Origin of the sequence: Chromobacterium sp. LK1 (assembly GCF_001043555.1) — a bacterium.
GTDB classification, from domain to species: Bacteria; Pseudomonadota; Gammaproteobacteria; order Burkholderiales; family Chromobacteriaceae; genus Chromobacterium; species Chromobacterium aquaticum.
Genome location: NZ_LDUI01000032.1, coordinates 94799 through 118802, shown reverse-complemented (window position 1 = coordinate 118802; position 24004 = coordinate 94799). Strand labels below are relative to the sequence as shown.

The window sequence follows — 24004 nt, the reverse complement described above, 5'->3', positions numbered from 1 at the left end:
CAATTGAATACCGAATATATGCGGGGTGGTAGACACCATCCCAGGCTTCTTTAAGTTTGTACCAGTTTATGTCTGGTGGCCATAGCGAGGTGGTCCCACGCCTTCCCATCCCGAACAGGACCGTGAAACGCCTTAGCGCCGATGATAGTGTGGCATTCGCCATGTGAAAGTAGGACACCGCCAGACGCCCCATTGCAAAGCCCAGCTCACACGAGCTGGGCTTTATGCATTTCTGTTGCGAAAATAGCAGGTCTTCAAAAAGCACAAGGGCGCTGCAAGCAGCGCCCTTGTCGTATCCTGCATGGATGTCTTATTTCTTGGCCTTGGCGGCTTTGGGGCTGTCCGTGCTCTCTTCCTTGCTTGCCGTCATGAGCACTTGCCGTTCCGGAGCGATCTCGGTCAGCAATTGCTCCAGCAGCTTGCTGCGCGAGGCGATGTGATGGTCGAAGCGCCAGTCCTTGAGCAGGTCGATGGCGACGTCGAAATAGCGCATGTCGATATCGTAGAGCAGGCTCAGGTCGAACGAGCGGCCCATTTCCAGCGCGGTGGCCAATTCTTTCAGCACCTGCATTTGCTGCGGGTCGTGTCCTTCTTCGATGAAACGGCGGATTTTCTTGGCGGCATTCATGGCGACGGTCCCTTGTTGGCAATGGGCCCTATCTTAGCCAATGTCGCCGGAGCTGTAACTCGCATTGGCGCAAAGCCAACTTTATGTGGCGCTGAATACCACCCAAAAGAACTATTTCCATTAGGTCGTTTTCTCTTGCCATTGCCCGCGTTTGGGGAATGGGTTTTCCGTTCGCCAGCCAGTATGGTGTGAGTATGGAGTTGGACTGGCCGATAGCTGGCCGCTGCGGAGGCGAAATGACAAGCACAAGATATCAGCAGTACTCGGTGTTGGTGGTCAGTACCTTTGCTTTCACCGTCTGTTTCATGGCCTGGATGATGATGGGCGTGGTGGGCATTCCGGTGAAGCAGCAGTTGGGGCTGAATGAGACCGAGTTCGGCATTCTGGTGGCGATGCCGGTATTGTCCGGCTCGCTGGTACGGGTGCCGTTGGGTATCTGGACCGACCGTTATGGTGGCCGCATTGTGCTGTTCTGTCTGATGCTGAGCACGGTGTTGCCGATTTATCTGATGGAGTACGCCACCCATTTCTGGCACTTCCTGTTGATCGGCCTGTTCATCGGCTTGGCCGGCGGCAGTTTCTCGGTGGGCACGCCTTATGTCGCGCGCTGGTTCGACGCGCGCCATCAGGGCATGGCGATGGGGGTGTTCGGCGCCGGCAACTCCGGCGCGGCGGTCAACAAGTTCGTGGCGCCGGCGCTGATTGCGCTCGGTGGCTGGACCCTGGTGCCCCAGGTTTACGCCGGGATCATGCTGGCGGCGGCGTTGTTGTTCTGGTTCTGCAGCTATCACAATCCGGCGCATCTCAGCGGCGGCGGGCAGCGCTTCTCCGAGCAATTGCAAGTGCTGCGCGATCCGCGGGTCTGGCGTTATTCGCAGTATTACTCGGTGGTGTTTGGCGGTTATGTCGGCCTGTCGCTGTGGCTGACCAAGTATTTCGTCGGCGAATACGGTTTCGATATGAAGAGCGCCGCTTTTCTGGCCGCCTGTTTCTCTTTGCCTGGCGGCGTCTTGCGCGCGATCGGCGGCTGGATGTCCGACCGTTTCGGCGCTTATCGCACCACTTGGTGGGTGATGTGGGTGCTGTGGGTATGCTTTTTCATTCTGTCCTATCCGCAAACCGAAATGGTGGTGGCGACGGTGAAGGGACCTTGGAGCTTGCATATCGGCCTGGATTCCGTGCTGTTCACCGTGGTGTTGTTCGTTGCCGGCGTGGCGATGGCGGTGGGCAAGGCATCGGTGTTCAAGTTCATCGCCAATGATTTTTCCGACAATATCGGCGCGGTTTCCGGCGTGGTGGGCCTGGCCGGCGGCCTGGCCGGTTTCGTGTTGCCGATTCTGTTCGGCGCGCTGGTGGATGTCACCGGGGTGCGTTCCAGCTGCTTCATGCTGCTTTATGGCACGGTCTGCGTCAGCCTGGTATGGATGCATTACTCGTTCAAGCCTTTGGCCGAGCAGCGCTTGCATCTGGCCGTGGTCAAGCCTTGAGCGTTTGGTTTTTCGGCGTCGATGCTGGCCGTCGGCGCCGCCAGTTTGTCAAATAGCGCCGGTCCGGTCATGACCCGGGTTGGCGGGGAGGAGTCCGTCATGTCTTATCTGATCAACCGGTGGGAACCGGAGAATGCCGAATTCTGGCAGAAGGAAGGGCAAAGCATTGCCCGCCGCAATTTATGGATCTCGATTCCATGCCTGACGCTGGCATTCGTGATTTCCGTGTTGTGGAGCGTGGTCACCTTGAACCTGCCGAATGCAGGCTTCAATTACACCAAGGATCAGCTCTTCCTGCTGACGGCGCTGCCGGCCTTGTCCGGTGCCACCTTGCGCATTTTCTATTCCTTCATGCCGTCCATCGTTGGCGGCCGCAAGTGGACCACGCTGTCCACCGCTTCCTTGCTGATACCGGCGCTGTGGCTGGGCTTCGCGGTGCAGGATTCGAGCACGCCTTATCCGGTGATGCTGGCCATCGCCTTGCTGTGCGGTCTGGGCAGTGGCAATTTCGCCAGTTCCATGGCCAATATCGCTTACTTCTTCCCCAAGGCGCAGAAAGGCGCCGCCAATGGCCTGAACGCCGGCTTTGGTAATCTGGGGGTGTCGCTGGCGCAGTTCGTGATTCCGCTGGTGGTGACCGGCGGCATGTTCGGCGCTCTGGGCGGCGATGCGCAGCATTATGTGAAGGAAGGGGTGGAAAAAAGCCTGTGGCTGCAGAATGCCGGCTTTGTGTGGGTGCCCTTCATCGCGCTGGCGACGCTGGCGGCCTGGTTCGGCATGAATGATCTGGCCGACGCCAAGGCCTCGTTCACCGAGCAGGCGGTCATTTTCCGTCGCAAGCACAATTGGCTGATGTGCTGGTTGTATATTGGCACCTTCGGCAGCTTCATCGGCTTTGCCGGCGCTTTCGCCTTGCTGACCAAAACCCAGTTCCCTGAAGTGCCGGTGGCCAAGTTCGCTTTTATCGGCCCCTTGCTTGGCGCCTTGGTGCGGCCGGTTGGTGGCATGATTTCCGACAAGCTCGGCGGCGCGAAAGTGACGATGTGGGTATTCGTGGTGATGGCGCTGGCGGTGCTGGGCATCCTGCATTTCCTGCCGGCGCATGATGCGGCCGGTCAGTTGAGCGGCGGCAGCTTCGCCGGCTTCTTTGCGATGTTCCTGCTGCTGTTCACCATGGCCGGCGTCGGCAATGGTTCGACCTACCGGATGATTCCAACCATCTTCACGTTGGGACGGCTGCGCGCGGTTGCCGGCCGCGGCGAGGAGGCTCGCAAGCAGGCCGAAGTCGATGGGGTCAAGGAGTCGGCGGCGGCCGGCGGTTTCATCAGCGCCATCGGCGCATACGGCGGTTATTTCATCCCGCAGAGCTTTGGCGCTTCGATGAAGGCGACAGGCGGCGCGGAACCGGCGCTGCTGTGCTTCATCGTGTTCTATATCAGCTGCATTGCGCTGTGCTGGTGGTTCTATGCGCGCAAGAACGCGGAAGTGAGCTGCTGAGTTAGCGGCAGTTCGGCGGAAACCGGCGCGGCATCATATTGATGCCGCGCCGGTTTTGTCATTCAAGCATCGGAAAGCTCTGCCTGATATAGCGGATTGGGCAATGTCCAATAAGGCCGGGTCTGGTGCAGTTGTTGCAGCAGCAGGTCCAAGTCCCGCTGCATCAACTGGCGCAGATGCTGTGTCAGTGCCTGGGCATCGGCTCCGGGATGCTCGCTCAGCCAGCGGCCGACATCGATGGCTTCGGGCACGCGTAATTGCAGGCTGCGCGGGCCGGGCGGGCGCGGGCAATAGGCGTTGAGGGTGTCGCGCAGCGTGCCGCGGCAATAGTCCTGGCGAATGCGCTTCACGCATTCGGCGATATGCTCCTGCGCCAGCAGCGGCTGATTGTAGGCGGTTTCGTCGACGCGGTTCAGCCGCTCCCAGGCCGCCAGCCCTTGCTTCAGCTGTTGCTTGCGTTGGCGGTCCTCGCTCTCGCGGGCGGCGCGCTGCCAGCGGCGAGGCGCGGGCAAGGACAGCGCCGAATCCGGCGTCAGCTGGTCCAGCTGTTGCGCCAGTGTGGCCAGGAACTGGCGGCGGCGAGTGAAATAAGGCGCTTCCGGCAGCAGGATGCCGGCGGCCTCGGCTTCGCGGGCCAGCAAGGCCGCCAATATTTGCTGTAATTGTTGAGGCAGTGCTTGAGCGGGGTCCAGCGGCAACCGCAGCCGCTTGGCGGTCCAGGCCAGTTCCTTGCCGATGGCGGCGCTCTCGTCGCGGATGAAGCGCAGCTTCCATAGCAAGGGCTGCACCAGCACGCGCTGGGTGGCGGCTTGCTCATCCAGGCTGGAGTAGGCGTCCAGCGCCAGTTCGGCCACGCCTTGGTAGAGCGGGGCGATGCGGTCGGCGTGCCAGTTCACCGCGCCTTCCGGATGCAGCAGCACGCCGTGTCCTTGCAGTGCCCAGGCCACCGAGTGCTGCTTGGCGGCAGCGCCGCCGGAGCCGGGGATTTGCGCGATCAGGTTGTTGCGCAGCCAGAAGCGCTGCATGGCCGCGCCCATGCCGTTGACGATGTCGTGGGTGGCCCAGCAGGCCAGCCGCGGCGCAAAACGGGCGGACAGTTCCTTGTCTATCATCCAGTCGGTGAAGAATTCCGGGTGATTGGGCGCGAGGAAGCAAGCTTGCCCGGCTTGCAGGCTGGCGCGCAGCCGCGTCTGGTCGGCGTCGGGAATCTGGATGTCGCGGATATCGCACAGCCCGGCCAACCCGGGCAGCCGGCGCAAGCCCGGCAGGTCGCGCAGCAGGGGCAGGCCGTGCAGATTCAGCCAGCGGTTGATCGGGACCAGGCGCCGCATCAGTTTGGCGTCGGGAACAGGGGCGACAAAGGTATTTAGTCGGGATGCGGAAGAGGGGGGCGTTGCTGTCATGCCGAGCAGTTATACCTTCCGCATGAAGATTGTCAACGATAATAAGAACCGTGTCGGCGTTTACGGCTGCTTGACGATGAAATTGGGGCCGCCCTCACGCGCTTTGTGCAAGGCCTCGTCCAGCCGGTCCAGCATCGGCTTGGGCGTGCTTTCGCTGCCACGCAGCGCGCTGAGCCCGACGCAGGCGGCGGCGGTGCGTTCCTCGCCCTGATAGACGAAGGTCAACTGGCGCAGCGCCTTGATCAGCCGGCGCGCTAGCTCGTTGGCGCCGCTCATGCCGGTGCTGGGCAAGAGAATGATGAAGGCGTCGTCCTCGCGTTTGGCCACCAGGTCGCTGTCACGAGTGCTCTGCAGGCACAGGCTGCCAGCCAGGCGCAGCAGATGGCGGTGCACCGAGCCCTCGTCCAGTTCCGGCACCCGTTCCGGCATATTCATCAGAGATAGGATCAGGCCGGAGACGGCGCCGCCATAGCGCCGCGCGCGCCCGGTTTCCGCATGGGCGGCTGACAGCAGGCGATGCATGCCGGCCACTCCGGTCAGTTTGTCGTCGTCGGCGGGCTTGTCTTCCTCGCGCAGGTTCTTCATCAGGCTGATCGAGCGCTCCACCAGGCTGCGCTCAAAGTCCAGCAACTGGCTCATGACCTTGGTTTCGGTGCGGTCGCTGAAGCTGTAAACCAGTAAGCGCGTGCCGTCCAGTTCCACCTCGCGTAGCGATAGCTGTACTTCAAAATGGCGTCCGCCATTGGCTTGCAGGGTCAGTGCGCGGTTGTAGATCATGCTGCTGTGGCGCAGCTCGCGGGCCAGCAGCTCATGGTCGGCGGGGTTGGGCAGAAAGTGGGAAAACGACTGGCCGATCAGATCGCCATGGGGCGTGGCCAGCAAGATGGCCGCCAGTTGGTTGGCGCTGACGATCTGGCCATCGGCGGGCAGGGCGAGGATCAGGCCACCCTGCACGGTATCGATCAAGGACTGAAAGGCTTGCAAGATCGCCATATGGCACCTCGTAAGTGGCTGAGGCCGGCGAGTTCGCTCCGGGCGCGGAAGGCTGCGCGCGGAAGAGTGGGGCCGCTGCTCTGAGAACTTGCTCACCATCCCTTGCGCGTCGCGAGGCCCGGCACGGCGCACGCCCCTTCAGAATGCTCATGGGCTTCCCGGCGCATTCCACGGCTGCCGCTGCGTTTGCCCCGCCCTGGGGCGCGCGATGTGAACACGCTCTAAGTGTATTCCCGGAGTGGTGATATTTCATGCTCAAACCGCTGGACGGTAGTTTTGGCCGCTAAATGGCGATGTTGCCGCGCCAAGCCACAATTAATTGCCAGCGTTCGCTGAAAATCGACATCATTCGTGGTAAATTCGAGTTTGTATTCAAAATACACTAGCGAGAACCGCTGCCCGTCGCCACCCCTGACGCGGTCGCGGCGCTGCCTACTCGGCGGTTTTCTCTCCCTCGCCCGGCTTGCCGGGTCCCTTCCGTTCGTTTCCGGGCTTCATGATCTGGCCTGGCACGAGCCGCGCCCCTTCCGGCGCACCACAGCACCTTTGCCGTTGTTGCGGCCGCGCGTTCATGCGCGCCTTGATTCCGGCGATTCAATAACAATGATTCGGACAAAGAAGCAGACAGTATTATGGCTAGATCACAATGGGGCTCACGCCTCGGTTTCATTCTCGCGGCAGCCGGTTCGGCCATCGGCCTGGGCGCGATCTGGAAGTTTCCCTATGTCGCGGCCACCAATGGCGGCGGCGCTTTCCTGTTCATCTACCTGGGCATCTGCCTGACGCTGGGCCTGGCCCTGATGTTGTCCGAGATGGCGCTGGGCCGGGCCTCCAAGGCCGGCGCGGTGGGCGCGTTCCGGCAGCTGGCCGGCGGCGCCTGGCCCATCATCGGCTATATGAGCGTGTTGGTGTGTTTCCTGATCCTGGCGTTTTACAGCGTGGTGGGCGGCTGGACCATAGCCTATATCGTCAAGGCGCTGGGCGGCAGCATCATGACCTCCGACGCCAAGGTGCTGGGCGGCATTTTCAGCGGCTTCATCAGCGATCCGCTGCAGCCCATCGCCTATCACGCCGGTTTCGCGCTGCTGACCCTGTGGGTGGTGGCCGGCGGCGTGCAAAAGGGCATTGAGAACCTGTCGAAATTCCTGATGCCGGCCTTGTTCGTGCTGATGCTGGTGCTGATCGCCCGCGGCCTGACGCTGCCGGGCGCGTGGGAAGGCGTCAAATACTTCGTCGCGCCGGACTTCTCCAAGGTCAGCGCCGCCATGCTGGTGGACGCGTTGGGCCTGGCCTTCTTCTCGCTGTCGCTGGGCCTGGGCATCATGATCACCTACGGCTCCTACGTGAGCAAGGAATCCAATCTGCTGGGGTCGGCGCTGTGGGTGATCCTGCTGACGGTGGCGACGTGCTTCCTCGCTGGTCTGATGGTGCTGCCGGCGGTGTTCGCCTTCGGTTTCGATCCGTCCGCCGGTCCCGGCCTGACCTTCATCACCATGCCGGCGGTGTTCGCCCATCTGCCGCTGGGCCAGCTGTTCGCGGTGATGTTCTTCTGCCTGCTGTTGCTGGCGGCGCTGACTTCCTCGGTATCCCTGCTGGAAGTGGTGACCAGCTTCGCGATCGACGAATTCGGCCTCAAGCGCGGCCAGGCGGCCTGGGTGATGACGCTGGGGATCTTCCTGCTGGGCATTCCGGCGTCCCTGTCCCTGGGCGTGTGGAGCGAGTACCAGTTGTTCGGCATGGGCTTTTTCGATCTGCTGGACTACCTAACCTCCAAGCTGCTGATGCCGCTGGGTGAACTGCTGCTGGCTCTGTTTGTGGGCTGGAAGGCGTGGCCGGTGGTGCGCCGCGAGCTGGCCGGCGACGGCGCCGGCCGCCGCATGCGGCTGATGCGCGGCTTCTGCATGGCGATGGCGCCGGCTTTGATCGGCTGGATCATGGTGGCCAGCCTGCGCGCCGGCTGATCCGGCCTGAGCGCCCGCTCAGCACGAGCCCGCCGCGAGCCGCGGCGGGCTTTGCGCTACACTTGCGGTTTTATCGCCCCATCGCAAGGAGCCGGCGTGAAGTCCTCCCTTTCCCTGGTCCTGGCAACGCTGGTGTTGACCGGCTGCGCCGCGACCGCTCCCGCGCCGGTTTCGGCGCCCGTTTCCGAACTTCCCGCGCCGATCCCGACAATGACGCCCGAAGCCAGCGCGCCGCTGGCGACGCCGGCGCCGGCTGTCGCACCGCTTCCGCCCGTCGGCAAGCCGGCCAGCCGTCCGGCGCTCACGGACGCGCAGGGCGGCGAACTGCTCAACCGCCTGCTGCCGGCAGGCATTCCGGATCGCAAGGGCTGGAACGCCGACATCATCGGCGCGTTCAACCATCTGAAGATTCCCTATACGCCGCAATATTTCTGCGCGGTGCTGGCGGTGGCCGAGCAGGAGTCCGGCTTCAGCCCTGACCCGGTAGTGCCCAATCTGTCCAAGATCGTCTGGGGCGAGATCGAACAACGGCGGCAGAAATACCTGATTCCCGGCTTCGTGGTGGACGCCGCGATGCAGAAGAAATCCCCGGACGGCCGCAGCTATAAGCAGCGGGTGGACGCGCTGCGCACCAAGCGCGAAATGAACGCGCTGTTCGAGGACATGGTGCGCGAGCTGCCGTTCGGCCAGACCATTTTCGAACACAAGAACCCGATCCGCGACGGCGGGCCGATGCAGGTCAGCGTGGCGTTCGCGGAAACCCATGTCCGCGCCTGGCCCTATCCTTATCGCTACGCCGGCAGCCTGCGCGACGAAGTGTTCACCCGGCGCGGCAGCGTGTACTTCGGCAGCGCCATCCTGCTGCAATACCCGGCGCCTTACAGCCAGATGGTCTACCGCTTCGCCGATTACAACGCCGGCCGCTACGCCAGCCGCAACGCCGCCTTCCAGCAGGCGGTGGCTCGTCTCAGCGGCCGCAAGCTGGCGCTGGACGGCGACATCATGCTGTACAGCGACAAGATGAACCGGGCCTTGTCCGGCGAGGCCAGCGAAACCCAGAAAGCGCTGCAGGCCTTGTCCGGCCGGCTAGGCATGAGCGCGGACGAAATGCTGCGCGACCTGCGCCTGGAGAAACTGTCCGGTTTCGCCCAGACCGCGCTGTACCAGAAAGTCTTCGCGCTGGCCGGCGCCAAGGCGCCGCGCGAGATCATGCCGCAGATCGTGCTGGTCAGCCCCAAGTTCACTCGTCGGCTGACCACGGAGTGGTTCGCCCGGCGCGTGGATGGCCGCTATCAAAATTGTCTGGCGCGCGCGGGGGCTTAGAACGTGTTTACGATCTAGCGAGCAAGAGCGAGACACGAGAACCGCTGGGGTTTGGTTAGCGGGTCTTAATGCCTTTGGGCTTGCCTTGCCCGGCCACCTATAGTTAGAACGTGTTTGCGATCTCGCGAGCTCGCGCGAGGCATAGAACCGATTCCTCGAACAGCCCTCCGCTTTCAAGGCGGAGTCTTCGTCCATGCACGCGAACAGGAGTTCCGATGCGCGTACGTCTGAAGCTGGCGCACAAACTGGCCTTGTTGATCGCACCGCTGGTGTTGCTGTTGCTGGGCGGCGCGCTATGGCAGGCCCATGAGCAATGGCAGCTGGCGCGCGCGCTGCAGCGCGACGAGGCGCTGGCGGGCAGCGTGCAGAGCGTGGGCGAACTGATCCAGGCCTTGCAGATTGAGCGCGGCTTGAGCAACCGCTTCCTGAGCGCGCATCAGCCGCCGCCGCCGGGCTTGCAGCAACAGCGGCAGCGGGCGGACGAGGCGCTGGCGCGGCTGCGCCGGCAGCGGGGCGAGGATATCTCCGCCAAGCTGGCCGGCTTCCTGGATCAGCAACTGCCTGCCTCGGCCGCGCTGGCCAGCCTGCGGCGCGAGGTGGATACGCGGCATGTTTCGCCCTTGCCGGCTTTCGATCGCTACACCGACATCATCGAAAACCTGTCCCGGGTGATCACCCTGTTTTATTCGCAGAGCGACGAGGTGCGCGCGCTGGTGCAGCAATGGGCGGCGCTGCATTGCCAGAAGGAGTACACCGGCCGCGCGCGCGGCTTGATCGGCGGCGTGCTGGTGGTGGGCAACTTCAATCTCACCGATTTCCGCCTGGCCAGCGGCATGGTGTCGCAGGAAGCCTTGTGCCGCGGCCTGTACCGGCAGAGCGGCGGCGACGAGGCCCTGCTGGCGCGGGCGCTGAACGCCAGCTCGCAATACGAGACCGCACGCGACGGCGTGCTGGCGCGCGGTCCCGGCGCGATGCAAAGCCTGGGCAGCGAGGAGTGGTTCCAGCTGGCCAGCGCGCGGATCGACGCCTTGTTCGGGGTGCAGGGCCAGTTGCTGGACCGCATCCGCCAGGCGCTGGCGCGGCAGGCGGACGCGGCGCGCTGGCAAAGCTGGCTGGCGATCGCGGTGTTGATAGGCGTGCTGGCGCCGATAGGCGCCGCGGTGTGGATGGCGCGCAATATTCTGAAAACATTGGGGGCGGAGCCGGATGAAGTGGCGCAGGGCATGCGCGAGCTGGCTGGCGGCCAACTGGACTTCCGCCTGCCGCTGGCCGCGGCCGACGACAGCAGCCTGGCCGCGCATATCCACCAGATGGGGCGGAAGCTGAGCGGAGTGATTCTACAGGTGCAGCAGGACGCGGACGCGGTGGCCAATGCCGCGCTGCAGTTGAATAGTGCCTCACAGGGCTTGTCCGACAGCGCCTGCCGCACTTCGGCCGACATCGAGCAGACCAGTCACGCGGTGGACGAGATCGCCGGCCAGATGTTCGCGATGGCGCGCGACGCCGGCCGCAGCGGCGATATCGCCAGCGAGGCGGCGCGTCAGGCGGAAGAGGGCAAGCGGGTGGTGGGCGAAACCATAGCGGCGATGCATGTGATCGCCCAGCGCACCGAGATCATCGACGACATCGCCTACCAGACCAATCTGCTGGCGCTGAACGCCGCCATCGAGGCGGCGCGCGCCGGCGAACTGGGCAAGGGCTTCGCCGTGGTGGCCGACGAAGTGCGCAAGCTGGCGATGCGCAGCCAGGCCGCGGCCAAGGAGATAGGCCAGGTGGCCACTGGCAGCGTGCGCTTGGCGGAAGCCGCCGGCAAGAGCCTGGGCGCCATCGTCGAATCCAGCGAACTGACCCGGGAGCAGGTGTCGGCCATTTCCAGGGAAGCCATCGTCCAGGCCCAGCACGTCGGCACCATCAATCAGACCATGCAGGGCCTGAGCCAGCTGTCCCAGGGCAATGCCGCCGCCAGCGAGCAACTGTCGGCGGCGGCGCAGGAAGTGTCGCAGCGAGCCGGCAGCCTGCGCCGGCAGATGGCCTATTTCCGCCGTCCTCCGGACGGCTAGCGCACCTCGCGCATATCGTCGCGGCGGATGCGCAAGCGCACCGGCGCGCCATCGGCCAGCAAGTCGGCCGGACCGTGGTTGAGCCGGTCCACCTGCAGCAGGGTGCCGGCGCTTTCCACCTGGTAACGGATGATATTGCCCAGCAACTGGCGTTGGCGCACCACCGCCGGCAGGCTGTCGCCGGCGTCGGTTTCGGTCAGCAACTGGATGGATTCGGGACGGATCGCCAGATGCCCTTGTATCTCCAGGCCCAGCAGCGCCCGGCTCTCGCCCGCCGACAGCAGATTGTAATTACCCATGAAGCGGGCGACGAACTCGGTGGCCGGCTGGGTGTAGATGGTCTCGGCGCAGCCTTCCTGCTCCACCTTGCCCTGGTTCATCACGAAGATGCGGTCCGACAGCGTCAGTGCTTCTTCCTGATCATGGGTCACGAAAATGGTGGTCAGCCCCAGGCGGCGCTGAATGTCGCGGATCTGCTCGCGCAGATTCTTGCGGATGCGCGCGTCCAGCGCCGACAGCGGCTCGTCCAGCAGCAGGATGCGCGGCTCCACCACCAGCGCGCGCGCCAGCGCCACCCGCTGGCGCTGGCCGCCGGACAACTGGTGCGGATAGTGGCCCTCCTTGCCGGACAGCTCCACCAGCGCCAGCGCCTCCGCCACCTTGCGGCGGATGTCGGCGGCGGGCCGCTTCTGCATCTTCAGGCCGAAGGCGATGTTCTCGCCGGCGTTCATATTGGGAAACAGCGCATAGCTTTGAAACACCATGCCGATGCCGCGCTTCTGCGGCGCGCAGGCGGTGATGTCCTCGCCCTGCATGCGGATCACGCCACCGCTGGGCGTCTCGAAGCCGGCGATCATGCGCAGCACCGTGGTCTTGCCGCAGCCGGACGGGCCCAGGAAAGTGACGAACTCGCCGGCTTCCACGCGCATATTGAAGTCATGCACCACGGTGTGCTGACCGTAGCGCTTGTGCAGATGTTGGATGTCCAGATAAGCCATGTATGAATGCGTTCCCAGGTTCAGTGAGAGGCCGCCTCGCGCAAGGCGCGGCGATGGCGGCCGGCCACCTGCAGCAGGCCCATGGCCGCCCAGGTGATCAAAAAGGCGATGATGGCCAGCGCCGCCGGCTCGTAAGCGCGGTTGGCGCCGATCAATTGCAGGTAAGGGCCGAAGGCCGGCCGCGCCAGTAGGCTGGCCATGGTGAATTCGCCGATGACGATGGCGAAGGTCAGAAAGGCCCCGGATAGCAGCGCGGACTGGATATTGGGGAAGATCACCCGCAGCAGGATCACCCGCCAGCCGCCGCCCAGGCTTTGCGCCGCCTCGGCCAGCGACCGCACGTCGATGGCGGACAGGCCGGCGTCGATGGAGCGGTACAGATAGGGCAGCGCCAGCGTCACATAGCTGCAGACCAGCAAGAGATCGGTGCCGCGCTCGCTGCCGGTCAAGGGCAGCCAGGCATCGCTGCCGAACAGGCGCAGATAGCCGAACACGATGACGATGGCCGGAATCACCAGCGGTAGCAGGGTGATGAATTCCACCAGCGGCCGCAGCCGCGGCAGCTTGAGCTGGATCCAGAACGCGGTGGGCGCCACCAGCAGGATGCCGATGACGATGGTGAGCAAGGCCATCAGCACCGAATAGGCGAAGCTCTGCTGAAAGCCTGGGTCCTGCAGCACCGCCTGGTAGGCGGCGAAGCTATAGCCCTCGCGCAGCATCTTCAGGCTGAATTCGAAGGTGGCCAACAGCGGCAGCAGGAAATACAGGCCGCCCACGACGACGGCGATCCAGGCGCCCAGCCGCGACGGCTGCTGCTGGACAGGAGGCTGGTGTTTCATGAGCGGTTCCTTTCCGCGCGGCCGCGCAGCCAGATATAGGCGGCGTTGGACAGGCCGGTGACCACGATCATGCCCAGCGCCAGCGCATAGCCCAGGTTCTGGTCGTGCAGCACGTCGCCGCGGATTTGCGCATAGAGCAGGATGGTGACGATGTTGAGCGAACTGCCGGTCAGCGCGTAGGCGGTGGCCACCGCGCCGAAGGCGTTGGCGAACAGCAGCAGCGCCGCGCCCAGGATGCTGGGCCACAGCACCGGCAGCGCGATGCGGCTCCAGTAGGCGAAGGCGGAGCCGCCCAGGCTGTCGCAGGCCTCGCGCCATTCGGTCTTGAGGCCGTCTATGGCCGGGCTGACGATCAGCACCATCAGCGGAATCTGGAAGTACAGATAGGTCAGCGTCAGGCCGCTGAAGCTGAGCACGCTGAAGCCGCCGGCGTAGAGATCGAAATCCAGGTAGCGGCGCAATAGCACCGTCACCAGGCCCATGCGCCCCAGCGTGGCCAGGAAGGCGAAGGCCAGCGGCACGCCGGCGAAATTGGACGCCACCCCGGAAAAGGTGGTCAGCGTCGGCCGTATCCAGCCGGGCAGCCGGCCGCGGATGGCGGCCAGGGCCAGCAACAGGCCGAAGACCGCGCCCAACAGCGCCGAGGCGGCGCTGATCTGCAGGCTGATCTTGTAGGCGTCGAGAATCGCCGGCTCGAACAGCCGGGCGATATTGTTCAGCGTGAAATGGCCGTCGGCGTCCTGGAAGGCGCCCAGCAGCAAGCGCGCGGTGGGCAGGAGCAGGAATAGCAGCGCGAACAGAAAGAACGGCGCCACGCCCAGCCAGGACAGCGAGACGAAGCCGCCGCCGGCGCGGCGCGGCGACGCCGGGCCGGAACGGGCGGCGAGGGGGTCGGAAGATGCGGACATGAGGGCGTGTTTCCAAAGAGAGCCCGCGCGCGGCGGAAGCGCCGCGCGCCAATCAGGGCGAAACGGCTTACTTGACGTTGCTGCCCACCACGCTGTCCCACTGCTTGGTGATCACCGCCTTATAGGCTTCCTGCTGCTCCAGCGTCGGGAACAGGGCCTTCTTGTAGGCGCTGGCGTCCGGCATCTTGCTCAGCAAGTCCTGCGGGATTTTCTTGCGCGCGGCCAGATCGTTGAAGCGGGTGGGGTGGCAATAGCCCTTGAGCCAGCCCAACTGGCCCTCGTCGGAGAACAGATACTCCTGCCACAGCTTGGCGGCGTTGGGGTGCGGCGCATAGGCGCTGATGCCCTGGGCGTAGACGCCGGCGACCACGCCGCTCTTGGGCACCACCACTTCCACCTTGGGGTTGCCCTTCAGGGTGTCGCGGTCGGCCAGCGCGTTATAGTCCCAGCGGATCACGATGGGGGTGCTGCCCTGGGCCAGCGAGGCGGCCTTGCCGATCACCGGCACGAAGTTGCCGCTCTTGTTCAATTGCGCGAAGAACTTGAGGCCGGCGTCGGCGGCCTTGGCCGCATTGCCCTTGGTTTGGGACAGGCCGGCGGCGAACACGCCCTGGATCGCCTGGTTGGCGACGCGCGGATCGCCGGCCAGCGCCACCGCGTTCTTGTATTCCGGCTTCAGCAGATCGTTCCAGTCGGTCGGGGTCTTGGCGACCAGGTCCTTGTTCACTTCGAAGGCCAGCACACCGTAGTAATCGCCGTACCAATAGCCGTCCTTGTCCTTGACGCTGTCCGGAATGGTCTTCCAGTTGGATACCTTGTACGGCTGCAACAGGCCGGCGGCCTTGGCTTGCGGGCCGAAGGACAGGCCCACGTCGATCACGTCCGGCGCCTGCGGACCCTTGTTGTTCTTGTTGGCCTTGATCGCCTCCAGTTCGTCGGCGGAGCCGGCGTCCGGATTCAGCTCGTTCACCTTGATGCCGTACTTGGCCTTGAAGCCGGCAATCATGCCGCCGTAGCCGCACCAATCGTGGGGCAGGGCGATCACATTCAGCTCGCCTTCCTTCTTGGCGGCCTGGATCAGCGCGCTCAGGTTGTCGGCGAAAGCGGTGTTGGCCAGCAAGGCCAGCGCGCCCAGCACGGCGCAGCGCAACGGTTTGTTCATGGCATCCATCCCTTTGGACTAGGTCAAATAAAGGCGATGCTGATGGTATGCCGCCTTGATGACATTCCGGTTTACGACACATGGCAGTTTGATTGCAAAAGAGTGACGAATCGGTTCCGGCCCGGTTTGCGGCGCGCGCGCGCATTCATTTCCTTGTCATTTTCGCTTGTTAAAAAGCCGGCATCGATCTGATTGCTGGACTAGTCCTGATGCTTGAAGCGAAACCGCTTTCCCAGGCCGCGCGCATCCGCGCCGCCTTATTGCAGCAAATCGACGGCGGTCTGCTGCGGCCGGGCGACCGCCTGCCGTCGGAACGCGCGCTGGCCGATCTGTTCGCCACCACCCGCATCACCTTGAAAGAGGCGCTGAGCGTGTTGGAGGCCGAAGGCCGGGTTTACCGCGAGGAAAGACGCGGCTGGTTCGTCGCCTTTCCGCGGCTGGAATACGCGCCGGTGTACGGCAACCATTTCCAGCGCATGGCCGACGCCCAGCAGCGGAGGGCGGAAACCCGGCTCTTGAGCGTGGAGACCGTGCTGGCCTCGCCCGAGCTGTGCCGGGCGCTGGAGGTGCCGCCCTTGAGCTCGCTGTGGAAAATCTGCCGTCAGCGCAGCCTGGACGGGCGGGTGGCGCTTTACGTCGAGCACTTCCTGCGGCCGGAGCGCTTTCCCGGCATTCAGGAGCAGGACCTGCGCCAATCGCTGACCGGCCTGTATCGCCGCCATTACGGCATCGAATACGCGGCGGCGGCCTTCGACATCCTGCCGGCGGCGGCGCAGGGCCGCGTGGCGCAGGCGCTGATGCTGGCCGAGGGCAGCCCGGTGCTGCTGATACGCCGCGTCAATCGCGACGCCGCCGGCGCCGCGCTGGACTGTGATTTTGAATACTGGCGTCACGACGCGGTGCGCGTCAGCGTGCGCAGCGCATGAAACCGGTGGCTCCTTCATCTCTGTTTGCAATTCAGGCGCCGACTTCACGCCAGCTTAATCATTGGCGGTTTTTGGCCGGCTTCCTGCTACAAACGCTTACATGCCGACACCAGATCGCTGCTGACAGCGCGGCGGCGCCGGGCGATGCTGAATGGATCAAGCCGTTGCCATAAACGGTGTTTTTACTGGAGAGGAAACATGCCATTCATTACCCGCCGCCTCCTGCCCGCGGCCATCGCCTTAGCTTGCCTGGGCCTCAGCGCCTGCGTGGTGACGTCGCCGCGCACCCAGATCGTCTACCGCAACCCGGCGCCGGCGCCGCATGCCTGGCGCCCGGCCGAGCATCCCTATTATCTGCACGCGATGAGCGACCTGCGCATGGCGCGCGCCTATCTGGCGCGGCCGGATTACGAGCCGGTGGCCAGCGATGAGCGCCGCGCGGTGGCGGAAATCGACGCCGCGCTCGACGAAATGCGCCGCGCGGCGATCGAAGACGGCAAGAACCCGTGGCAGGGCGAGCCGCCGGACGCCAATCTGCCCGCCAGCGACCGCTTCCACAAAGCGATGTCGCTGCTGGATTCGGCGCGCCGCGACGCCAGCCACGCCGAGGACGATCCCTGGGTGCGGGACTTGCAACACCGCATCGTTCACCACATCGACGAAGCGAAGCGCGCCACTCAACAAGCGGTGGCCGACGCGCTGCGCTAAGAGCCTGTTTACGATCTAGCGAGCTAAGGCGAGACAAGGCGAAAACGGCTGAGAAAGCGAAATGTACGCGTGGTACATGAGTATTTTGAAGCCGTACACACCGTGTAATGCCCCACGACGCGCAGCAGATCGCAAACATGTTCTAAGCCAAAAGGAGCACATCATGCAATTCACGACCGCGCGCGGCCAGCTGGCCGCCTTGATCCTGTGCGCCGCCGCCAGCCAGGCGGCCCAGGCCGCCGACCCCTGGCGCGATGGCGATCCCTGGAACTGGGAGCAGCACCACTGGCAGCCGGAGCAACACCCCTACTATCTGCACGCGATGAGCGATTTGCGCATGGCGCGCGACCTGCTGGCGCGGCCGGACTCGCCGCAGGTGAGCAATGACGAGCGCCACGCCGTCGACGAAATCAACCAGGCGCTGCGCCGGATGCGCGACGCGGCGATCAACGACGGCAAAGACCCGTTCGAACGCATGCCGCCGGACGCCAGCTGGCGGCCGGAGGATCGCTTCCACCAATCGCTGCTGTTGCTGGACAAGGCGCGTCAGGATGCCGGCCATCGCGAGGACGATCCCTATCTGCGCTCCTTGCAGCGCGACATCGTCCACCATATCGACGCCGCCAAGCGGGCGGTGAACATCGCCATTTCCGACGCGCTGCGCTGACGGCGTTCCGCGATCATTGCTCCCGCCGCGCCGTCGCGAACCACTGCAGAAATCCGGTTCGCGGCGGCGCGGCGCATTCGTTCCGCCCCTCGTCCCTTGCGCCAGGTCTGCCGCCGTCGCCGCCGCGAGCGCGGAGAATTGCGCTACCATGCCATCCCTGACATTCGCCCTTCGCAGGAGATCGCATGAGCCGCGTTTTAGTGTTGTACACCGGTGGCACCATAGGCATGACCGAAACCCCGGACGGCCTGGCGCCGTCGCCCGGGCTGCTGCCCGGCCTGCTGGAGCGCTTCCGCCGTCCCGGCCTGGATTTCGACGTGGTCGAATTCGAGGAATTGATCGACTCCTCCGCCATCGAGCCGCGCCACTGGAACCGCATCATCGCCGCGCTGGCCGAGCGTTATCACGACTACGACGGCTTCGTCGTCATCCACGGCACCGACACCATGGCCTATACCGCCGGCGTGCTGGCCTTCGCGCTGCGCGGCCTGGCCAAACCGGTGGTGCTGACCGGCGCGCAACTGCCGCTGCTGCACCCGCGCTCCGACGGCTGGAACAATGTCGCCGACGCGCTGGAAGCGGCCTGCCAGCCGGCATTGCACGAAGTCGCCATCGCCTTCGACCGCCTGCTGCTGCGCGGCTGCCGCGCCCGCAAGCTGGACGTCGAGCATTTCGCCGGCTTTGGCGCGCCCAATGCCGAGCCGCTGGCCCGCTTCGCCATCCACCCGCATTGGAACCAGGCCGACTGGCTGCGCGGGCAGGGCGAATTCCAGGCGCTGACGCTGCGCGAAGACCTGAGCATTGCCTGCCTGTTCCTGAGCCCGGGCCAGGGCGCGGCGCTGGCCGGCCGTCTGATGGCGGACCCGGCGTTGGACGCGGCGGTGCTGATGAGCTACGGCAGCGGCAACGCGCCGGCCGATCCGACGCTGCTGGCGGGGGTGCGGGCCTTGACCGCGCGCGGCGGCGTGGTGCTCAACATCACCCAGGCGCCGCGCGGCGCGGTGGAAGTGGGCGCTTACGCCGCCAGTCAGCCGCTGGCGCGCGCCGGCGCGGTGGCCGGGGCGGACCTGACGCCGGAAGCGGCGCTGGCCAAGCTGCATGTGCTGCTGTCCACCGGCCTCAGCGGCCCGCAACTGGCGGCGCAATTGGCCCGGCCCTTGCGCGGCGAGATGAGCGCGCATTAAGACGCCGTTCACTACCCGGGCTGCTTATTTTTTGAGCAGCCTTTTTTTGTGCCGGTTTTTCAGGGCCTTGCCGCGCTTGTCCACAGCTCGCCCACATGGCTTTACACCTTGGGTGTGGGCAAGCGGCGCTGGCGGCCAGCCACGGCCGGCCATGGCCGGGCTAGGCGTTTTCGTATGCCTTCATCCTGAAATGGCGTGCTGTTTTGCCTAAAAAATAAGCGGTCGAAAATGCGCTTGGCGGAACAAGGACTTGGCGGCCTTATCCACAATTGTCCCACACGGCTTTTCACGCTGGATGTGAGTAATCCAATGAATTGCCTGTTTTTTGAGCAGGTCGAGCAAATCCATTTCACGGCAAGGGCTTAGCGTCATTGTCCACAGCTGGCGCACAGGGCTGTCCCCCTGGCTTGTTGAGAACAGCGGTCCGGCTGTTGATAGCGCGGCAAGCGGCGTATAATTGAACGCTTTTCCGTATGTTCGAGAGCAGCAGGATGTCAGAAGGCGCGGCGCGGCCGTTGAAGATCGCCATCGTGGGGCCGGAGTCCTGCGGCAAGACCACGCTGGCGCGCGCGCTGGCGGATGCGTTGAACGCGGCCGGCATTGCCGCCGCCTGGGTGCCGGAATACGCGCGCGATTATTTCGCCACGCGGCCGTACCGCTCCACGCCGGAGATCATCGAGGAGGTGGCGCGCGGACAGTTGGCGGCGGAACAGTCATTGGCCGGCGGCGTCCAAGTCTTGTTGTGCGACACCACGGCGTTGAATTGCAAGATCTGGAGCGAAGTGGCGCACGGGCATTGCAGCCCCGGCTTGCTGGCGCTGTACCGGCCCGGCGATTATGCGCTGACCCTGCTGGCCGAGGCTGACATCCCCTGGGAGCCGGACCCGCTGCGCAGCCACCCGACTCAGCGTGACTGGCTGTTCGGCCTCTACCGGCAGGCGCTGCAAGACGCGGGCGTGAACGCGACGCGGGTGCATGGCGCGCACGCGCAGCGGATGGCGCAGGCGTGGACGGCATTGGCCGCCATCTGGCCGGGCGAGTTGCCTAAATTTTGAGCGGCAAGAATAAAGCGCTGGAAATTCAGCAAATTGCCGCAATTATCCACAACAGGCCCACAAGCTTGTCCTGCCTGGGCGTGGATAGTTGTCGGCGGTAGATTAAAAAATAAGCGACAGTAAAAAGGCGTGAAAAATGAAGGCGCTGCGGCTCTTGTCCACAGCCCGCTCACAGCCCTGTCCCAATCGAGTGTGCAAAAATGAACGAAACCTTTGAATTGAGCGGCGAATACATCGCCTTGTGCGACCTGCTGAAAGCCTGCAATGTCTGCGATTCCGGCGGCGCCGCCAAGCATTTCATCGCCGAAGGCAATGTGCGCGTGGACGGCCAGGTGGAACTGCGCAAAACCTGCAAGATCCGCGTGGGCCAGCAAGTCAGCGGCGATGGCTTTGCCATCCACGTCGTGGCGCCATGAACGACGACGACTTCGACCCGCCGCCGGAAGCGCCCGAGCCCCCGCCGGACGACGCTTGCTGCGGCAGCGGCTGCGACCCGTGCATCTGGGACAGCTATAACGCGCTGATGACGGAATACCGCGCCAAACTGGCCGCCTGGGAGTTGCGCGAAGCCGCGCGCCAGGCCGCCGCAAACGGACAATGAGCATGGCCAGCATCGATCTGCACTTTCATTCCCACGCCTCCGACGGCGCCTTGCCGCCGGAGCAGGTGATCGCGCGCGCCGCCGAGCGCGAAGCCACCCTGGTGGCGTTGACCGACCACGACTGCACCCACGGCCTGGCCGCGGCGCGGGCCGAGGCGGCGCGGCGGGGCCTGGCCTTCCTCAACGGCGTCGAAGTCTCGGTCAGCTGGGGCAAGCACACCGTGCACATCGTCGGCCTGGGCATAGACCCGGAACAGCCGACGCTGGCCGCCGGCCTGCAATCGATACGCGACGGCCGCGTCAACCGCGCGCGGCAGATGTCGGACGAACTGGTCAAGGCCGGCATTCAAGGCGCGTTCGACGGCGCGATGGCCTTGTGCGACAACCCGGAAATGATAGGCCGCACCCATTTCGCCCGCTTTCTGGTCAACAGCGGCCAGGTCAAGGACGTGCGCACCGTGTTCCGCAAATTCCTGACCCCGGGCAAGCCCGGCTATGTGGCGCATGAATGGGCCAGCCTGGAAGACGCGGTGGGCTGGATCCGCGCCGGCGGCGGCGAGGCGGTGATCGCCCATCCCGGCCGCTACGATATGGGCCGCACCCTGATCGAGCGGCTGATCAACGACTTCAAGCAGGCCGGCGGCCGCGGCATCGAAGTGGCCAGCGGCAGCCACAGCCTGGACGATATGCACAAGTTCGCGCTATTGGCGGACCGCCACGAGCTGTACTCCAGCGCCGGCAGCGATTTCCACGCGCCGGGCGAGGGCGGCCGCGACGTCGGCCGCACCGACGACCTGCCGCCGATCTGCAAACCCATCTGGAACGCGCTGGCCGCGCGCATCATCCGGCCCGCGGACCTGGCACAAGGCTGACCTCACATGGCACAGTTTTTCATGATCCACCCGGACAATCCGCAGGCGCGGCTGGTGCGCGAAGCGGTGAAGATCCTGCGCGAGGGCGGGGTGGTGGTCTATCCCACCGACTCCTGTTACGCGCTGGGCTGCATGCTGGGCGACAAGCCGGCGATGGAGCGCATCCTGGACATCCGCCAGCTGGACCTGCGTCATCACCTGACCCTGGTCTGCCACAATCTGTCCGAACTGGCCAACTACGCCAAGGTGGACAACAGCCAGTTCCGCATGCTGAAAGCCGCCACCCCCGGCAGCTACACCTTCATCCTGCAAGCCACCCGCGAAGTGCCGCGCCGCACCCTGCATCCCAAGCGCTCCACCATCGGGCTGCGGGTGCCGGACCACAAAGTGGCGCTGGCCTTGCTGGAAGAATTGGGCGAGCCGATTCTGTCCTGTACCCTGATGCTGCCCGGCGACGAGGAACCGTTGACCGATCCGTATGAAATCCGCGAGCGATTGGAGCACGCGGTGGACGCGGTGATAGACGGCGGCTGGTGTGGCACCGATCCCACCACCGTGATCGACATGACCGAGGGCGTGGAGCTGTTGCGCCGCGGCAAGGGAGATCCGGCGCCGTTCGGTCTGTAAGCACCGCCTTTGCCTCATCACTACACTGTTTTCAACCCACAAGAGACATCATGGGCGACATTAATCTTCTGATTCAGAAAATCACCATTTACGCGCTGCCGGTGCTGTTCGCCATCACCCTGCACGAGGCCGCCCACGCTTACGCGGCGCGCCGTTACGGCGACAGCACCGCCTATATGATGGGACGGATGACACTGAATCCGCTCAAGCACATCGACCCGATCGGCACCGTGCTGCTGCCCTTGTTGTCGGTGACGCTGGGCGGCTTCATCTTTGGCTGGGCCAAGCCGGTGCCGGTCAACTTCGGCGCGCTGCGCAAGCCGCGCGAGCATGGCCGTTTGGTGGCCGCAGCCGGGCCGGCCTCCAACCTAGTGATGATGCTGATGTGGGTGCTGCTGTTCAAACTGGCCATCGGCATGGATACCAGCTATAGCGAGCCGCTGGCGCTGATGAGCCAGGCCGGCATCAGCATCAATATCTCGCTGATGCTGCTCAATCTGCTGCCCATTCTGCCATTGGACGGCGGCCGCATCGTGGAGAGCTTCCTGCCGCCGGGCATGGCCTGGAAATATTCCAGGCTGGAGCCCTACGGCATGTGGGTGTTGCTGGCCTTGATTTTCACCGGCCTGCTGTCCACCATTTTGCGGCCGTTCTATGGCCTGATGTACGGGCTGGTGCGCGCCCTGATTTAAAGCGGCCTGGTTCATCCCCATCCTGACGCGCCGGAAATTCGTTTCCGGCGCAGTCGCGCTCATTACCTGAAACGGAATTCACATATGTTCGCCAACCGCATTCTCTCCGGCATGCGCCCCACCGGCAGCCTGCACCTTGGCCACTACCACGGCGTGATCAAGAACTGGGTGCAATTGCAAAGCACCCACGACTGTTATTTCATGGTGGCGGACTGGCATGCGCTGACCACCAATTACGACGACGTCTCCATCATCGGCAAGAGCGTGTGGGACATGGTGATAGACTGGCTGGCCGCCGGCGTGGACCCGGAGCAGGCCACCGTCTTCATCCAGTCCAAAGTGCCGCAGCACGCGGAACTGCACCTGGCGCTGTCCATGGTGACCCCGCTGTCCTGGCTGGAGCGCGTGCCCACCTACAAGGACCAGATCGAAAAACTGTCCACCAAGGATCTGGGCACTTACGGCTTCCTCGGCTATCCGCTGCTGCAAGCCGCCGACATCCTGATCTACAAGGCCGGCCTGGTGCCGGTGGGCGAAGACCAGGTGCCGCATATCGAACTGACCCGCGAAGTGGCGCGCCGCTTCAACAACCTGTTTGGCCGCGAACCCAACTTCGAAGAACTGGCCCGCGCCGCGGTGAAGAAGATAGGCAAGGCCGGCAAGGAATTCGACCGCCTGCGCACCGCCTATCTGCAAGACGGCAACGCCGAAGCCTTGGCCGGCGCGCGCGAAATCCTGGCCGCCAGCCAGAACCTGGGCGCGGCGGACCGCGAGCGGCTGTTCGGCTGGCTGGAGAACAAGGGCAAGAGCATTCTGGCCGAATGCGAGGCGATGCTGACCGAGGCGTCCAAGATGCCGGGCCTGGACGGTCAGAAGATGTCCAAGTCCTACGGCAACACCATCACCATGCGCGAAGACCCGGCCACCGTCACCAAAAAAGTGCGGGCGATGCCGACCGATCCGGCCCGCGTGCGCCGCACCGATCCGGGCAGCCCGGACAAATGCCCGGTATGGCAGCTGCACCAGGTGTACAGCGACGTCGATACCCGCGAATGGGTGAAGCAGGGCTGTACCAGCGCCGGCATCGGTTGCCTGGACTGCAAGCAACCGGTGATAGACGGCGTACTCCGCGAACAGCAGCCGATGTTTGAACGCGCCGAGCAGTATCTGAGCAATCCCAATCTGGTCAAGGAAGTGGTGGCCGCCGGCAACGCCAAGGCCGAGCAAGTGGCGCGCGCCACCATGCAGGACGTCAAGGACGCGATGGGGCTGGGCTACTGAGCGCCGTTGTCTGGATGGATGCGAAACGCCCGGCTTGCCGGGCGTTTTTCTTGGCATGGCGGACGCCGGCGGCGCGGACCACGCTGTCTTGACTTATCCATCCGCCTCGCCAACAATCCCCGCGTGCCGTCG

Annotated in this window: 23 protein-coding genes and 1 rRNA gene; 17 read left to right on the top strand and 7 right to left on the bottom strand. The window is 64.5% G+C overall.

Features of this window, described 5'->3' with window-relative positions; genetic code table 11:
* Positions 1 to 71: 71 nt before the first annotated feature.
* Positions 72 to 186, top strand: a 5S ribosomal RNA gene (gene rrf, locus VI26_RS14700).
* 124 nt (positions 187 to 310) lie between these two features.
* Here the strand turns inward: rrf and VI26_RS14695 are convergent.
* Complete coding sequence (locus VI26_RS14695) at positions 311 to 628, bottom strand: hypothetical protein (protein WP_048410488.1); 318 nt, start codon at positions 626 to 628, stop codon at positions 311 to 313.
* Positions 629 to 864: 236 nt separating this feature from the next.
* Here VI26_RS14695 and VI26_RS14690 point away from each other — a divergent pair, with 236 nt between their 5' ends.
* Both VI26_RS14690 and VI26_RS14685 read left to right on the top strand, forming a co-directional pair.
* Positions 865 to 2115, top strand: coding sequence for a nitrate/nitrite transporter (locus tag VI26_RS14690; RefSeq protein ID WP_048410508.1), 1251 nt, complete (start codon positions 865 to 867; stop codon positions 2113 to 2115).
* A gap of 99 nt (positions 2116 to 2214) precedes the next feature.
* Positions 2215 to 3612: a NarK family nitrate/nitrite MFS transporter gene (locus VI26_RS14685; protein ID WP_082151083.1), complete on the top strand. Its 1398-nt coding sequence runs from the start codon at positions 2215 to 2217 to the stop codon at positions 3610 to 3612.
* A gap of 62 nt (positions 3613 to 3674) precedes the next feature.
* Here the strand turns inward: VI26_RS14685 and VI26_RS14680 are convergent, their stop codons facing one another.
* Both VI26_RS14680 and VI26_RS14675 read right to left on the bottom strand, forming a co-directional pair.
* Positions 3675 to 4943 carry a hypothetical protein gene (locus VI26_RS14680; RefSeq protein ID WP_053074437.1) on the bottom strand — a complete coding sequence of 423 codons (1269 nt, stop codon included), beginning with the start codon at positions 4941 to 4943 and terminating at the stop codon, positions 3675 to 3677.
* A gap of 132 nt (positions 4944 to 5075) precedes the next feature.
* Positions 5076 to 6008, bottom strand: a complete 933-nt coding sequence (locus VI26_RS14675; protein WP_048410486.1) for a PAS domain-containing protein — start codon at positions 6006 to 6008, stop codon at positions 5076 to 5078.
* A 632-nt stretch (positions 6009 to 6640) separates the two neighbouring features.
* Here VI26_RS14675 and VI26_RS14670 point away from each other — a divergent pair.
* The 3 genes from VI26_RS14670 to VI26_RS23300 all read left to right on the top strand — a co-directional run bounded on the left by VI26_RS14670 (position 6641) and on the right by VI26_RS23300 (position 11352).
* On the top strand, positions 6641 to 7969 hold the full coding sequence (locus tag VI26_RS14670) for a sodium-dependent transporter (protein ID WP_048410485.1): 1329 nt from the start codon (positions 6641 to 6643) through the stop codon (positions 7967 to 7969).
* Positions 7970 to 8065: 96 nt separating this feature from the next.
* A complete protein-coding gene (locus VI26_RS14665; RefSeq protein WP_048410484.1) occupies positions 8066 to 9292 on the top strand; it encodes a DUF1615 domain-containing protein in 1227 nt (408 codons plus the stop codon).
* A 215-nt stretch (positions 9293 to 9507) separates the two neighbouring features.
* On the top strand, positions 9508 to 11352 hold the full coding sequence (locus VI26_RS23300; protein ID WP_053074436.1) for a methyl-accepting chemotaxis protein: 1845 nt from the start codon (positions 9508 to 9510) through the stop codon (positions 11350 to 11352).
* Here VI26_RS23300 and VI26_RS14655 read toward each other — a convergent pair.
* From VI26_RS14655 to VI26_RS14640, 4 genes are all read right to left on the bottom strand, one after another.
* Complete coding sequence (locus tag VI26_RS14655) at positions 11349 to 12350, bottom strand: ABC transporter ATP-binding protein (protein WP_048410483.1); 1002 nt, start codon at positions 12348 to 12350, stop codon at positions 11349 to 11351. The two genes, VI26_RS23300 and VI26_RS14655, sit on opposite strands and share 4 nt — an antisense overlap.
* A 20-nt stretch (positions 12351 to 12370) precedes the next feature.
* Positions 12371 to 13189 carry an ABC transporter permease gene (locus tag VI26_RS14650; RefSeq protein WP_048410482.1) on the bottom strand — a complete coding sequence of 273 codons (819 nt, stop codon included), beginning with the start codon at positions 13187 to 13189 and terminating at the stop codon, positions 12371 to 12373.
* Positions 13186 to 14097, bottom strand: a complete 912-nt coding sequence (locus VI26_RS14645) for an ABC transporter permease subunit (protein WP_048410481.1) — start codon at positions 14095 to 14097, stop codon at positions 13186 to 13188. Before VI26_RS14645 ends, VI26_RS14650 begins: the two co-directional genes overlap by 4 nt.
* A 67-nt stretch (positions 14098 to 14164) precedes the next feature.
* Positions 14165 to 15259 carry an ABC transporter substrate-binding protein gene (locus VI26_RS14640; RefSeq protein WP_082151087.1) on the bottom strand — a complete coding sequence of 365 codons (1095 nt, stop codon included), beginning with the start codon at positions 15257 to 15259 and terminating at the stop codon, positions 14165 to 14167.
* A 209-nt stretch (positions 15260 to 15468) separates the two neighbouring features.
* Here VI26_RS14640 and VI26_RS14635 point away from each other — a divergent pair, with 209 nt between their 5' ends.
* From VI26_RS14635 to VI26_RS14585, 11 genes are all read left to right on the top strand, one after another.
* The gene (locus tag VI26_RS14635; RefSeq protein WP_048410480.1) at positions 15469 to 16185 is read left to right on the top strand and encodes a UTRA domain-containing protein; all 717 of its coding nucleotides are present in this window, start codon (positions 15469 to 15471) and stop codon (positions 16183 to 16185) included.
* 198 nt (positions 16186 to 16383) lie between these two features.
* Positions 16384 to 16893: a hypothetical protein gene (locus tag VI26_RS14630; protein ID WP_053074435.1), complete on the top strand. Its 510-nt coding sequence runs from the start codon at positions 16384 to 16386 to the stop codon at positions 16891 to 16893.
* A 163-nt stretch (positions 16894 to 17056) separates the two neighbouring features.
* Positions 17057 to 17560, top strand: a complete 504-nt coding sequence (locus VI26_RS14625; protein WP_053074434.1) for a hypothetical protein — start codon at positions 17057 to 17059, stop codon at positions 17558 to 17560.
* Between the two features lie 185 nt (positions 17561 to 17745).
* On the top strand, positions 17746 to 18744 hold the full coding sequence (locus VI26_RS14620; protein WP_048410479.1) for an asparaginase: 999 nt from the start codon (positions 17746 to 17748) through the stop codon (positions 18742 to 18744).
* Positions 18745 to 19235: 491 nt separating this feature from the next.
* Positions 19236 to 19799: an AAA family ATPase gene (locus tag VI26_RS14615; protein WP_048410502.1), complete on the top strand. Its 564-nt coding sequence runs from the start codon at positions 19236 to 19238 to the stop codon at positions 19797 to 19799.
* A gap of 200 nt (positions 19800 to 19999) precedes the next feature.
* On the top strand, positions 20000 to 20215 hold the full coding sequence (locus tag VI26_RS14610; protein ID WP_048410478.1) for an RNA-binding S4 domain-containing protein: 216 nt from the start codon (positions 20000 to 20002) through the stop codon (positions 20213 to 20215).
* Positions 20212 to 20400: an oxidoreductase-like domain-containing protein gene (locus tag VI26_RS14605; protein ID WP_019101808.1), complete on the top strand. Its 189-nt coding sequence runs from the start codon at positions 20212 to 20214 to the stop codon at positions 20398 to 20400. Before VI26_RS14610 ends, VI26_RS14605 begins: the two co-directional genes overlap by 4 nt.
* 2 nt (positions 20401 to 20402) lie before the next feature.
* Positions 20403 to 21272, top strand: a complete 870-nt coding sequence (locus VI26_RS14600) for a 3',5'-nucleoside bisphosphate phosphatase (protein WP_048410501.1) — start codon at positions 20403 to 20405, stop codon at positions 21270 to 21272.
* A gap of 6 nt (positions 21273 to 21278) precedes the next feature.
* Positions 21279 to 21899, top strand: coding sequence for an L-threonylcarbamoyladenylate synthase (locus VI26_RS14595; protein WP_048410477.1), 621 nt, complete (start codon positions 21279 to 21281; stop codon positions 21897 to 21899).
* A gap of 50 nt (positions 21900 to 21949) precedes the next feature.
* A complete protein-coding gene (locus VI26_RS14590) occupies positions 21950 to 22591 on the top strand; it encodes a site-2 protease family protein (RefSeq protein WP_048410476.1) in 642 nt (213 codons plus the stop codon).
* A gap of 84 nt (positions 22592 to 22675) precedes the next feature.
* The gene (locus tag VI26_RS14585) at positions 22676 to 23872 is read left to right on the top strand and encodes a tryptophan--tRNA ligase (protein ID WP_048410475.1); all 1197 of its coding nucleotides are present in this window, start codon (positions 22676 to 22678) and stop codon (positions 23870 to 23872) included.
* Positions 23873 to 24004: the final 132 nt, after the last annotated feature.